Annotated in this window: 11 protein-coding genes; 3 read left to right on the forward strand and 8 right to left on the reverse strand. The window is 56.4% G+C overall.

Annotation, left to right across the window (positions count from 1 at the left end; translation table 11 throughout):
- Nucleotides 1–21 precede the first annotated feature (21 nt).
- The gene (locus JLG71_RS08350) at nt 22–1,779 is read right to left on the reverse strand and encodes a DEAD/DEAH box helicase (protein WP_109240558.1); all 1,758 of its coding nucleotides are present in this window, start codon (nt 1,777–1,779) and stop codon (nt 22–24) included.
- A gap of 148 nt (nt 1,780–1,927) precedes the next feature.
- Between JLG71_RS08350 and rsuA the strand changes: the two genes are divergently transcribed.
- From rsuA to JLG71_RS08365, 3 genes are all read left to right on the forward strand, one after another.
- Nucleotides 1,928–2,647 (forward strand): 16S rRNA pseudouridine(516) synthase RsuA, encoded by a 720-nt coding sequence (gene rsuA / locus JLG71_RS08355; protein WP_014230178.1) that lies wholly within the window; start codon nt 1,928–1,930, stop codon nt 2,645–2,647.
- Entirely contained in the window at nt 2,644–3,840 is a 1,197-nt protein-coding gene (locus JLG71_RS08360; protein ID WP_014230177.1) for a Bcr/CflA family multidrug efflux MFS transporter, read from the forward strand. The genes rsuA and JLG71_RS08360 overlap by 4 nt, the downstream gene beginning before the upstream one ends.
- 330 nt (nt 3,841–4,170) lie before the next feature.
- A complete protein-coding gene (locus tag JLG71_RS08365; RefSeq protein ID WP_004122937.1) occupies nt 4,171–4,515 on the forward strand; it encodes a YejG family protein in 345 nt (114 codons plus the stop codon).
- A 3-nt stretch (nt 4,516–4,518) separates the two neighbouring features.
- Here JLG71_RS08365 and yejF read toward each other — a convergent pair whose 3' ends face one another.
- From yejF to JLG71_RS08400, 7 genes are all read right to left on the reverse strand, one after another.
- Nucleotides 4,519–6,108: a microcin C ABC transporter ATP-binding protein YejF gene (gene yejF, locus JLG71_RS08370; protein WP_196546179.1), complete on the reverse strand. Its 1,590-nt coding sequence runs from the start codon at nt 6,106–6,108 to the stop codon at nt 4,519–4,521.
- Between the two features lies 1 nt (nt 6,109).
- A complete protein-coding gene (locus JLG71_RS08375; protein WP_004852714.1) occupies nt 6,110–7,135 on the reverse strand; it encodes an ABC transporter permease in 1,026 nt (341 codons plus the stop codon).
- Nucleotides 7,135–8,229, reverse strand: coding sequence for a microcin C ABC transporter permease YejB (locus tag JLG71_RS08380; RefSeq protein WP_004122930.1), 1,095 nt, complete (start codon nt 8,227–8,229; stop codon nt 7,135–7,137). The genes JLG71_RS08375 and JLG71_RS08380 overlap by 1 nt, the downstream gene beginning before the upstream one ends.
- A gap of 9 nt (nt 8,230–8,238) precedes the next feature.
- Nucleotides 8,239–10,044, reverse strand: coding sequence for an extracellular solute-binding protein (locus JLG71_RS08385; RefSeq protein WP_025106741.1), 1,806 nt, complete (start codon nt 10,042–10,044; stop codon nt 8,239–8,241).
- A gap of 70 nt (nt 10,045–10,114) precedes the next feature.
- On the reverse strand, nt 10,115–11,677 hold the full coding sequence (locus JLG71_RS08390; protein WP_200914087.1) for a cyclic di-GMP phosphodiesterase: 1,563 nt from the start codon (nt 11,675–11,677) through the stop codon (nt 10,115–10,117).
- A 189-nt stretch (nt 11,678–11,866) separates the two neighbouring features.
- Nucleotides 11,867–12,436, reverse strand: coding sequence for a bifunctional murein DD-endopeptidase/murein LD-carboxypeptidase (mepS, locus tag JLG71_RS08395; RefSeq protein WP_004122922.1), 570 nt, complete (start codon nt 12,434–12,436; stop codon nt 11,867–11,869).
- A gap of 426 nt (nt 12,437–12,862) precedes the next feature.
- Entirely contained in the window at nt 12,863–13,576 is a 714-nt protein-coding gene (locus tag JLG71_RS08400) for a phosphatase PAP2 family protein (RefSeq protein ID WP_162933708.1), read from the reverse strand.
- Nucleotides 13,577–13,586 lie beyond the last annotated feature (10 nt).

The following is a 13,586-nucleotide window of genomic DNA, read 5'->3' on the forward strand; positions in this document are numbered from 1 at the left end:
AAACCTCAGACGTGAGGACGATTAGCGCAGTTCGTTGGCCCGGCGGAATCGCCCCTGATAATCAAATACTTTCTCCCGCACCTGCCAGTATTGCCCCTTCATGCGCGCCACGACAAAGTCCGGATGGCGCAGAAGCGCCTGCTGGGCGAGGATATCGGCGGGCGTTATCCAGCGCAGCGGTACGCCCGGCGTTCGGGTATGCGGGCGGATAAAGAGCTGCTCAAAGGCGGTGCGCTGGGCGGGCGTATGCAGGCGGAAGCGCTCACTAACGTCCGCGCCATCTTCGTCGTAATAGGTGATTTTTAGCCAGGCGCCTTTGTCATCCGCGCCGTGCTGCAGATCCATACCGCTACAGCGCAGCACCAGCGCATCTTTAAGCTTCAGCGCGGCTTTCAGCATGTCGTCGGGGTCGACCAGGATGGTATCGCACTCGCGGCAGCGGCGGGCGGCGATGTCGTTTTCCGCGTTACACTGCGGGCAGTTTTTAAAGCGAAAACGAAAATCACACTGCTCGCGATGGCCTTCGTCATCCTCAAACCAGCCCTGGCAGCGGCGGCCAAAGTGTTCAATCAGCGTGCCGTCGGCGGTGGTTTTCCCCCAGAACGTATTGGCGAAACCGCATGCCGGGCAAAAAACCTGGACCGGCACGTTGTCGCTTTTCCCCTTCGGCGTTCCCACTTCAGGCGCGTAAAGGTCGTGCGGATTACCGGCGTAATCGAGGATCAGGCAGTCCGTTTTACCCGGCGCCAGGCGCAGGCCGCGGCCGACGATCTGTTGGTAAAGGCTCACCGACTCGGTCGGGCGCAGGATGGCGATCAGATCGACATGCGGGGCATCAAAGCCGGTCGTCAGTACCGCGACGTTAACCAGATAGCGGTACTGCTGAGCTTTAAACGCGTCGATGATGCGATCGCGCTCCGGCCCCGGCGTTTCACCGGTGATTAAGGCCGCTTCGCCCTGCGGAAGCAACCCGGTCACTTCGCGGGCGTGTTCAACGGTGGCGGCGAAAATCATCACCCCTTTGCGCGTTTGGGCGAATTCAACGATTTGGCTGACGATATGCGGCGTGACGCGCTGCTGTTTTTTCAGTTCGTGGTTTAAATCAGCCTCGCTGAACAGGCCGTTATTTTGCGCCTGCAGGCGGCTGAAGTCATATTGAACCACCGGCATATCCAGCCGCTCCGGCGGCGTCAGGTAGCCGTTCTTAATCATATAGCGCAGCGGCAGCTCGTAGATGCAGTCGCGAAATAGCGCGTTTTCATCACCGCGCACCATGCCGTGGTAGTGGAACTGGTAAATCCACCCCTTACCGAGGCGAAAAGGCGTCGCGGTCAGCCCCAGCAGGCGCAGGTGCGGATTGACCTGCTGAAGGTGGCTGATAATCTGCTGATACTGGCTGTCATCATCGTCGCTGATGCGGTGGCACTCGTCGACGATCAGCAGCGAAAACTCGCCCTGAAACTGGTCGAGGTTGCGGGCGACCGACTGCACGCTGCCAAAGACCACTTTACCGTGGCTCTCTTTACGCTTAAGGCCCGCGGCGAAAATATCCGCTTCCAGGCCGAGCGCGCAATACTTGGCGTGGTTCTGCGCCACCAGCTCTTTAACGTGCGCCAGCACCAGCACGCGACCGCGCGCCAGGCGCGCAAGTTCGGCGATAACCAGGCTTTTACCTGCGCCTGTCGGCAGCACAATCGCGGCAGGTTCATGATGGCGGCGAAACCAGGCGAGCGTCGCGTCGACCGCCTCTTTTTGGTAGGGACGTAATGTAAATGTCATGAATTTATGGCGGTTAATTAACTCGCGAATAGTATGCCACGAATCTTTTCCCTTGAGTGGTGTTAATAGCCCGTTATACTACCCCATGAAATTCTTCTTTTTCGGGCGCGTTGCCCGCTCCAGCACTTGTACAGGCTAAAAAAATCTCATGCGACTTGATAAGTTTATCGCTCAGCAACTTGGCGTTAGCCGGGCTATTGCCGGGCGTGAAATCCGCGGCAGCCGCGTTACCGTGGACGGCGACATTGTAAAAGACTCCTCCTTCAAGCTTCTGCCGGAGCATGACGTCGAGTATGACGGCAATACGCTGGTTCAGCAGACCGGCCCGCGCTACTTTATGCTCAACAAGCCGCAGGGTTACGTTTGTTCCACCGACGATCCGGATCATCCAACGGTCCTTTATTTCCTCGACGAGCCGGTGGCGCATAAGCTGCATGCCGCGGGGCGTCTGGATATCGACACCACCGGACTGGTATTGATGACCGACGATGGCCAGTGGTCGCACCGCATTACTTCCCCACGCCACCATTGCGAAAAAACCTATCTGGTGACGCTGGAAAATCCGCTGGATGAGTCCACCGCCGAGCAGTTTGCCAAAGGCGTTCAGCTGCATAATGAGAAAGACCTGACCAAACCGGCGGTGCTGGAAGTGGTGACGCCGACCGAAGTGCGCCTGACCATTAGCGAAGGGCGCTACCATCAGGTGAAGCGGATGTTTGCCGCGGTGGGGAATCATGTGGTTGGCCTGCATCGTGAACGTATTGGCGATATCGCGCTTGATGCGTCGCTGGCGCCGGGTGAATATCGTCCTCTGACGGCAGAAGAAATTGCCAGCGTTGGCGGCCAACATGCGCGGAGTAAAACGTGACGGCAAAGCAGAATTCTTCATTAGGGATTGTGTTTATTCTTGGCCTGCTGGCCATGTTAATGCCGCTGTCGATCGATATGTATCTTCCGGCGCTGCCGGTGATTGCGGCGCAGTTTAACGTGCCGGACGGCAGCGCGCAGATGACGCTCAGTACCTATATTCTGGGCTTTGCCCTGGGCCAGCTTTTATATGGCCCAATGGCGGACAGCATGGGGCGTAAACCGGTGATACTGGGGGGGACGCTGGTCTTTGCCGCGGCGGCGGTGGCCTGCGCGCTGTCGCAGACTATCGATATGCTGATCACCATGCGCTTTTTCCACGGCCTGGCGGCCGCGGCGGCGAGCGTGGTGATTAACGCCCTGATGCGCGATATCTATCCCAAGGAAGAGTTCTCGCGGATGATGTCGTTCGTCATGCTGGTGACCACCGTCGCGCCGCTGGTGGCGCCGATGGTCGGCGGAGCGGTGCTGGTGTGGTTTAGCTGGCATGCGATCTTCTGGATCCTCGCGGTGGCGGCGCTATTAGCCTCGGCGATGATCGCCTTCTTTATTAGCGAGACCCTGCCGCCGGAACGCCGGCAGAAATTTCATATTCGCACTACGCTCGGCAACTTCGCGACGCTGTTTCGCCACAAGCGGGTGCTGAGCTATATGCTGGCAAGCGGTTTCAGCTTCGCCGGGATGTTCTCGTTTCTGAGCGCCGGCCCGTTTGTCTATATCAATATCAACCACGTTTCACCGCAGCACTTTGGCTACTATTTTGCGCTGAACGTCGTCTTCCTGTTTGTCATGACCATGATCAACAGCCGTTTTGTGCGGCGGGTTGGGGCGCTGAACATGTTCCGCGCCGGGCTATGGATCCAGTTTGCGATGGCGGCGTGGATGGTCGTGTGCGCGCTGTTTGGCGTGGGGTTCTGGGCGCTGGTGTTTGGCGTGGCGGCGTTCATCGGCTGCGTTTCGATGGTCTCCTCTAACGCGATGGCGGTGATTCTCGATGAGTTTCCGCATATGGCCGGGACCGCTTCCTCGCTGGCAGGGACGTTCCGTTTCGGGATTGGCGCCATTGTCGGCGCGCTGCTGTCGATGGCGACGTTTACCACCGCCTGGCCAATGCTGATTTCTATCGCCTTCTGCGCCAGCAGCTCCATCCTCTTTTACCTCTACGCCAGCCGACGGCGCAAAGCCGCGCGCTAAGCGACTTTCAGGGGGCGATATCGCCCCTTTTTTTGATGCATGTCAACCAAATCTGGCTTCTCTGTTCAGCGATTTGTTTATTTTATGTAAAATCAAATCGTTCAAAAAGTCGCATGATTGCGATAAAAAAGTTGTTTTAGATCACAGAAACGGGTACATATAGCCCGAAGATGTTCCATCTGCACAATTATAAACTTTTACATTACAAACCAATAACACGGCTATGCCACTGGTGTAAGCGTTTTCTGTGCAGGAAGAGGACTGGTTGTCAATAATGTGTTAGTATTGATGTAAAATTATTGTGAAGTATTTTGCTTCCGGGGTAAACACGTGAATACACTGCAACTCTCTATCGTACACCGTCTGCCGCAGAGCTATCGCTGGCTGGCCGGTTTTGCAGGTTCAAGAGTTGAACCGATTCCGCAAAACGGCGCCCAGAGCGAAAACAGCCTCGTGGCGTTGAAATTACTCAGCCCCGATGGCGAAAGCGCGTGGCCGGTCATGCATAAGCTCAGCCAGGCGCTTAGCGACATCGAGGTCGACAGCTCTGTCGTTGAATGCGAAGGGGAACCGTGCCTGTTTGTTAACCGTCAGGACGAATTCGCTGCAACCTGCCGCCTGAAAAATTTCGGCGTGGCAATTGCGGAACCTTTCTCCGGCAACAATCCCTTCTGACCGTCAGCTTAACGCCAGCAGCTGACGGGTATACTCCTGCTGCGGAGCGGTAAATACGCGCTCGCACTCACCCTGCTCGACGACTTCTCCCTGCCGCAGCACCATCACCTGATGACACAACGCCCGCACGACGCGTAAATCATGGCTGATAAAAATATAGGCCAGCTGATGCTTTTGCTGTAACGCCTTCAGCAGCGCGAGGATTTGCGCCTGTACGGTTTTATCCAGCGATGAGGTGGGCTCATCCAGCACGATAAGCTGTGGTTTGACGACCAGCGCCCTGGCGATCGCGATGCGCTGACGCTGGCCGCCGGAGAAGGCGGCAGGGTAGCGATGCCGCGAGTGTGGATCGAGGCCGACCTCCTGCATCACCTGAATCACCGCCTGCTCCCGTTCGGCCGGCGTGAGCGTCGGTTGATGGACGCGCAATCCCTCTTCGATAATTTGCAGCACGTTGAGCCGCGGGTTTAGCGATGAGTTAGGATCCTGAAAGACCACCTGCATGCGACGACGCAGCGGCAGCATCTGCCGGCGATTACGTCCCTGAAGCGCCTCACCGTCAAAGGCGATCGCGCCATCGGAATGAATCAGACGCAGAAGCGCCAGCCCGGTGGTGCTTTTGCCCGATCCGGACTCGCCGACCAGCCCCAGCGTTTCTCCCGCGCGCAAATGAAAGCTGAGGGCGTTAACGACCCGGTTATGATCGACAACTCGCCGCAGCAGACCTTTACGTATCGGGAAAGCGATAGTCAAATTTTCCGCCCGCAGCAACACCGGGGCATCGGGTGCGAGCGGGACGGGATCGCCCGACGGCTCGCTATCCAGCAGGCGGCGGGTATAAGGGTGTTCGGGGGCGGAAAACAGCGCCCGGCAGCCGTTTTGTTCCACGCAGCGGCCGTTCTGCATCACCGCGACGCGGTCGGCGAGCTGACGAACGATGCTCAGATTATGGGTGATAAACAGCAGCCCCATATTCAACTCTTGCTTCAGCTCCCGCAGCAGCGTGAGGATTTGCGCCTGCACCGACACGTCCAGCGCGGTGGTGGGTTCGTCGGCGATAAGCAGCTCCGGGCGGGTTAACAGCGCCATGGCGATCATCACCCGCTGGCGCTCGCCGCCGGAAAGCTGATGGGGATAGTCGGCCAGCCGCCGGGGCGCGTTGCGGATGCCGACGCGATCGAGGCAGTCGAGGATTTCCCCGCGCGCCGCTTCTTTGCGCATCCCTCGATGCAAAGAGAGCACTTCGTACAGCTGTTTTTCCAGAGTATGCAGTGGATTAAGCGAAACCATCGGCTCCTGAAAGATCATCGCAATGCGGTTACCGCGCACGCCGCGCAGGGTGCGTTCATCCGCGTGCAGCAGCGACTGGCCGTGAAAACGGATGTCGCCGGCAGGATAGCTGACCGGCGGCGACGGGAGTAGCCGCAGCACCGATAGCGCGGTCACGCTCTTCCCGGAGCCGGACTCGCCGACCAGCGCCAGGGTCTCGCCGACGGCAATCTGCAGCGACAGTTCGCTGACGACGGGGGTAGTTTCACCCTGCTGGCGAAAGGCGATGGAGAGGTTATCGATATCTAACAAAGGTTGCGTCATGCTACACCGCCTTGCTTGGGTCAAAGGCGTCGCGAACCGCTTCACCAATAAAAATCAATAACGTCAGCAGGACCGCCACCGACAGAAAAGCGGCGATGCCCAGCCAGGGCGCCTGCAGGTTGTTTTTACCCTGCAACAGCAGTTCGCCCAGCGAAGGGGAGCCCAGCGGCAGGCCAAAACCGAGGAAATCGAGCGAGGTCAGGGTGGTTATCGAACTGCACAGAATGAACGGCAGGAAGGTCAGGGTGGCGACCATGGCGTTAGGCAGCATATGGCGCAGAATAATGGCGCGATCGCTGACGCCGAGCGCCTGCGCGGCGCGGATATAATCATAGTTACGGGTGCGCAGGAACTCAGCCCGGACCACGCCGACCAGCGTCATCCAGCCGAACAGCACGGTAATGGCCAGCAGCCACCAGAAGTTGGCCTGTACAACGCTTGAGAGCAGGATAATCAGAAACAGCGTCGGCATTCCCGACCAGACTTCGATAAACCGCTGCCCCCAGAGGTCAATCTTCCCGCCGTAATACCCCTGAACGGCACCGGCCATCACCCCCAGTACGCTGGAGAAGAAGGTCAGCAGCAGTCCAAAGAGAATGGAAATGCGCGTGCCGTACAGAATACGCGCCAGCACGTCCCCGCCGTTGGCATCGGTGCCCAGCCAGTTCTGTCCTGACGGCGGCGAAGGGAAGGGCGCGTCGGTGGCGAAATTAATGGTCGTCGCGCCGAAACGAACCGGCGCCCACAGGGCCCAGCCGTTATCCGCCAGCCGTTTTTGCAGCCACGGGTCCTGATAGTCGGCGGCGGTGGCAAAGCTGCCGCCGAAGGTGGTCTCACTGTAGTTTTTCAGGAGCGGAACGTAGAAGCTGCCGCGGTACTGGACCAGCAGCGGCTTATCGTTAGCAATAAGCTCTGCGCACAGGCTACAGGCGAAAAGCGCTAAAAAGAGCCATAGCGACCAGTAGCCGCGGCGGTTGTGGCGAAAACGCGCCCAGCGGGCCTGATTGACGGGACTAAAAAATGACATTAGCGGCCCTCAAAATCGATTCGCGGATCGACCAGCGTATAGCTGATATCGCTGATGATATTCAGCAGCAGGCCAATCAGGGTAAAAATATACAGCGTGCCGAACATGACCGGGTAATCGCGAGATACGGTGGCCTCATAGCCCAGCAGCCCCAGTCCGTTTAGCGAGAACATCACCTCAATCAGCAGCGAGCCGGTAAAAAACATACTGATAAAGGTGGCCGGGAAACCGGCAATCACCAGCAGCATCGCGTTGCGAAACACGTGGCCCCAAAGGATCTGCTTTTCGCTGACGCCCTTGGCGCGTGCGGTAACCACGTACTGCTTGCGGATTTCATCAAGAAAGCTGTTTTTGGTCAGCATCGTGAGGGCGGCAAAACCGCCGATCACCGTTGCCAGCACCGGTAGGGTGATATGCCAGAGATAGTCGAGGATTTTTTGGTACCAGGGCAGGCTGTCGAAGTTGGCTGACACCAGCCCGCGCAGCGGAAAGAGATCGAAATAGCTGCCGCCGGCAAAGATAACGATCAGCAAAATGGCAAACAGGAACGCCGGGATGGCATAGCCGATAATAATCAGCGTACTGCTCCAGACGTCAAAATGGCTGCCGTTGCTGACCGCTTTACGGATCCCCAACGGAATCGACACCAGGTAGATGATGAGCGTACTCCACAGGCCCAGGGTGATTGAGACCGGCAGGCTGTCTTTAATCAGCTGCAGTACCGATGAGCTGCGAAACAGGCTATCGCCAAAATCAAAGCGCAGATAATCACCGAGCATTTTAAAATAACGCTCGTGCAGCGGCTTATCAAAGCCGTAGCGGTGGGTTATCTCGGCAATCACCTCCGGGTCCAGCCCGCGCCCGCCGCGATAGTGCCCATCGCTGATGTTGCTGACCCCGGTACGCGCATGGCTGGCGGCCATGCCGCCATCTCCGGCGCCGGGCAAGCCGCCGCGATCGCCGAACTCAATCGCCGCGATCGCCTGATCGACCGGACCGCCGGGCGCGATCTGCACAATAAAAAAGTTAATGGTGATAATCGCCCACAGGGTGGGGATGATGAGCAGTAGTCGGCGGAGCAGATATGCACCCATCTTAATTCCTTAGCGTCTATCCGCGGGGAGTCTGGCCGCTTTGCTTGCGTCGTACCACCAGTTTTCGAAACCGGAGGAGTAGACCGCGCGGGTCTGCGGGAAGGAGAATTTGTCCCAGTATGCGGTTCGGTCCTGCGCCATATACCACATCGGCAGCATGTAATAGTTCCAGGTCAGCACGCGGTCGAGAGCCCGGCCCAGCGGCAGCAGCTTTTCTTTATTACCCTGCCAGCGAATAATCTGCGCGATGAGCCGGTCGACGGCCGGGCTTTGTACCCCTGAGGCGTTATAGCTGGAGTTAATATATTCGGAGTCCCAGGAGACTTGCAGGTCGGTGCCGGGCCAGGGCGTGGCGCGCCAGACGTTGGGCATCATGTCGTAATCCCGGCTGCGCTTGCGGTTACTATACTGGGAGTTGTCGACCTGGCGAATATCCATGACGATGCCGAGCCGCTGGAGGTTGTGCTGGAAGGGCAGGACCCAGCGATCGCTGCTGCCGGAAGGAAGCAGCAGCTCAAAGCGTAACGGTTTGCCGCTCTTCGCATTAACCCGCCGCTGGTTTTTCACTATCCATCCCGCCTGGTTAAGGATGGCATCCGCCTTCAGCAAGTTTGCGCGTTCGAAACCATCGCCGCTGGAAACCGGGGGGCGGTATATCTGCGTGAAAACTTCGGCCGGGATCTCTTTTTTCAGCGGCGTTAACAGCGCCAGCTCGTCGGCATCCGGATAATCGCGCGCCGCGTATTCGGTATTCTGAAAGAAGCTGTTGGCGCGGCTGTAGGAGTGATAAAACAGCGCCTTATTCATCCATTCAAAATCAAAGGCGAGGGTAATGGCTTCGCGTACCCGGCGGTCGGAAAATACCGGGCGCTGAATGTTAAAGGCCAGCCACTGCGTATTCTGCGCCGAGGTGTTGGTGTATTCATCTTTAACGATATAGCCGTGGGTAAAATTGCGCCCGACGTAGCGGGTAGCCCAGTTCTTGGCAACGTTCTCTTCGCGACGGTCGACGGCGCCGGCCTTAAAGGCTTCGAAAGCGACGTTGTCGTCCAGGTAATAGTCGTAGCGCAGCGTATCGAAATTCCAGCGCCCGCGGTTGACCGGTAAGTCGGCGGCCCAGTAGTCCTTAACCCGCGAGTAGGTAATGTACTGGCCCATGCGCCAGGCGGTGATGCGATACGGGCCGCTGGCCAGCGGTGGGGCGGATAGCGGGTCGCTGAGTTTATGGTTTTTCCAGAATTTTTCCGGCATCACCGGTAGCGTCATCAGGCTAAGCATGTTCTCTTTGCCCGGTTTGGCTAAATCAATGCGTACGGTGAGCGGAGCGATGGCTTTTACGGTGGTGCCTTTATAATAGAGGCGAAACTGCGGCACCCCTTCAGTCATAAACTTCTGGAAGGTAAAGGCGACATCGCTGGCGGTGACGGGGCTGCCATCGTGATAGCGGGCGCGGGGATTGAGCGCGATCTCCATCCATGAAAAATCATCGGCATAGCGCGTATGCTCGGCGATCAGCGGATAGTAGCTGCCGGGTTCATCATCAGAGGTGGTGAACAGCGTGTCGTATAAGCTTTCGGTACGAATACCGGGGTTGCCGCGCATGGCGTAGCGGTTGAAATTATCAAAAGTACCGATGGCCGCGAGGGTAATCGCCCCGCCTTTAGGCGCGGCGGGGTTGGCATAATCGTAATGGTCAAAGCCCGCGGCGTATTTCGGTTCGCCGATAATAGCGAACCTGTCGCTCTCTTTAATCGTTTGCGCCTGGCTCTGCAGGCTAAATAAGGTCAGCAGGATCAGGCTGATGCGTGCAAAAATAACCAGGATGACGCCCTCCAATGTCAGACCTGAAGCGGCCTGACCTTTGATAGCAAATAATAAAGGACCCTTAGCGGCTTGTGAAATATTTCGCCGGTTCATCATGGGCGGCGATCAGCGCGTCCAGCGTCAGCGGCCGGCTTAACCAGTAGCCCTGTAAATAGTTTACCCCGTGGTCGCGCAGCCATTCCGCTTGTTCCTGCGTTTCCACCCCTTCAGCGACCGTGGTGAGCTTCAGGCGGCGGCTCAGGGTGATAACGGCATCAAGCACCGGCGAGGTGACGGTCTCAGTGCCGATAGCCTGCACGAAGCCGCGGTCTATCTTCAGGTAATCAAAGTTATAGCGCTCCAGATAGATTAGCGCGCTATGGCCGGTACCAAAATCATCAATCGCAATTTCAAAGCCCTGTTCGTGCAGCCAGTCGAAGTTCCCTAAGGAGCGATTCTTATCGATCATCGCGCGCTCGGTGATCTCCAGCACCACGCTAAAATGGTCGGCCGGCATGGCGGCGGCGAAGTGCTGAAGGTCCTGCTGAAAGCTGCCTGCGTGCAGATGAAGGGGGGAGATATTTATTCCCAGCTTGCTCCCTGCGGGCAGGAGCGTTTGCAGAACAGGCGCATCCTGCGCAATCAGTTTTAACAGATGGCGGGTGAGCGGAATAATGATCTGCTGGGTTTCAGCAAGGTTGATAAACACATCGGGAGGGATCTCGCCGGCCACGGGATGTCGCCAGCGCATCAGCACCTCAACGCCGCTGATGCGCAGCGTCTCTGACCTCACCACCGGTTGATAAACCACATAGAACTGATCGTTTTTGATCGCCAGCAGCAGCTCTTTGCGCGGGTCCGATTTAATCGTCAGGATGTAGTAGCTTAAAAGCCCGGCCAGCAGCCCGCACACGACGCCCAGCAGCAGAGCAAACTGCGTATTCTCCGCCAGCCAGCTGTTCGCGTAGAGATAAACCTTCAGCGGCAGGCCGTCGATTTGCGTCTGGCGAATGGGCGGCGAGAGCAGCGTCTGCGGGTCGATAAGTTGGTTGCTGAAGGTGGAAATGGCGGTGTCGTTAATGGCCAGCGCCAGGCCGCTGAAATCATTCTGTCGGGCTGAGTAGAGAATATAGGGCGTCAGGTTGGCATTAATCGAGACAAAAATACCGTCTTTCCCGCCGTGTGGGCTGCGGACCCACAGCGCCAGCGCGGCGCTTTTCGGCATCATTGGCGTCCCGGGCAGAATCGCCATATCGACCGCTTGAGTAAGATTAAGCTGCGGAATGAGCTGGGCTAAGGGCGTGTTCATAGCGCCTGTGGCGGAGGAGCAAAACGCAAGGCCATTTTTGACCAGCAGGATGGCGCGGACGTTCGGGCTGAATGCTGCATGGGCGGTTAAGCCTGAGGCAACGTTTTCACAGGGTTGATCGACCAACGGCTGCATGCCCTGAATCGTCTGATTCAAATCGTGAAAGTAGTCCTGCAGATACGTATGAACGTTGTGAATAATGGCGTCGAAACGCTCCGCGCGGTTGTGATAAATCACCATAAACTGGATGCTACCGGCCAGCAGGGCGACGGCTATTCCAACACATATGCTGGTCAGCCAGATTTTTCGCCGGGGAGCGAGATGACGGGTAGGCATAGGCTATATAGTCAGTCCGTATTGTTGATTTGCGCCAGGGGGCTGATAGAAATCGCTTTTTCTATCCCTGCTTAAAGACATCGCTTATTTTACGAAGTTTCCTGGCTGGCGAGCAAAAAAAAACACCGCCTCGGCAGTGTTTTTTTATTTCTTTCGTTGGCCAAGGGATTAACCAACGGCAGAAGACGATTACGAACGGCTCAGAACGCGTCGCGCTTCGTTATAGCGCTTTTTCCAGTACGGCTCATCCATGCTTGAAATCGTCACACCGCTGCTGGTGGAAGCATGAACAAACTGATTGTTGCCGATGTAGATCCCTACATGGCGGCCCGTGGAACCTGCACGGAACAGAACTAAATCACCGGTGCGCAGCTGCGCGCGGCTGATCGATTTTCCGGAATCCTGCTGCTCTGAAGTCGAGCGCGGCAGTTCCAGGCCAAACTGTTCACGGAAAGTCCGTTGCACAAAGGCGGAACAATCGATGCCTTTACGGGTGCTGCCGCCGAGGCGGTAACGCACGCCCTTCCAGCTGGCATATTGATCCATCAAGCGGGACTTAACGTCCAGGTTGCGGACCATCGTTTCAAATTCATCCTGAGAGGCTTGCAGTGATGATAAATCGCCACTACCCACAGCAAGCGTCTCAGAATGCATATTCCTGGCGGTACTATTTGAACTACACGCGGAAAGCAGAACCGCAACTGCAATCGCGGGGGCGACCCGCAAGATATATCTCAAAATCGGCTGAGATTTGACCATGCTGTGTGTTATCCCTTGTTGTCCTTAACGACAATGTCGTTATAAAAAATGCCAAACGTGTTAGAGCCTAATTACCTGGTCGCAATGAGACAATTCCGTAAGCATAAAACTGTGGACTGACGCACAAATTTATTCATTCTCTGAATTGATGTCGCTGACGAGGCAAAACGAGATTGAGGTTACCCGATCAACCGGGGGATGGCGAGCGGTTTTACGCATTTTCTTATAAGTATTTTTGCGACAAAAAGTGAATCATCGGCAAAGGGCAAAATAGCGGCAGCAATGGGTAAAAAATACGCAATTTACTCATTTCTAACATGATTACTATGACGGGAAGATGATGCCGGATGAGAAAAAACGCGCGGACAAAAAAAGGGACCCAGAACGATCCCTTATGAATGATATTAATTAATTGTAAAGATGGATTTAAATTTTAGTTTTTCTACCCGGAAGATAACGCTCAAATAACGCAATGACATTATCACTCAGCGGGGTCATCAATACCCAGGGGGCGCCAATGAGTACCGCCGTTAATGAGCCGACGGCAATATCGGTAAACCAGTGAGCGCCAATCATTACGCGTGGAAAAGCGAACACTACGAATATGACCAGCGCGATGGCAAACGCCCGGCGACCAAAATAGCGCCACATAAATGATGCAAAAATCAGCAGCATCATACCGTGATCGCCTGGAAAGCTATCTTTAGACGCATCTTTAGTGGGGAAGGAGATCACATCGCTCACTTTGGTGATATCGGTAAAAGAGAGCGAAGGGCTGGCGCGCTTAACCGGCATCAGGTGCTGGGCAAGCTGATTGATGATGACGGCGGCCAGCAGCATCGCCAGGCCGATGATAATCACCCGGCGGCGTCCGGCGCTCTGCTCTTTAAACCAGAAGCTTAGCATCAGGCTGCCCATCGCCAGTAGCGAGCAGGCATCAAATGCGCGGTTGTTGATAATCGCCAGCAGCCAGGTGTAAGCGGTGCTCACGCCAACCAGGTGGTTAAAGAAATAGAAGATCGCTGAGTCCAGCGGATTCCAGAAACCATGGTTAACGGGAAGGTACCATGAACAAAAAAGCGCAACACCCGCCGCGTTCAGCAGCAGGATTAGGGGAATTCGATTTTTAATCATAACTATCGTGTGTTGG

The organism is Klebsiella michiganensis (genome assembly GCF_015139575.1).
In the GTDB taxonomy this organism is placed as follows: Bacteria; Pseudomonadota; Gammaproteobacteria; order Enterobacterales; family Enterobacteriaceae; genus Klebsiella; species Klebsiella michiganensis.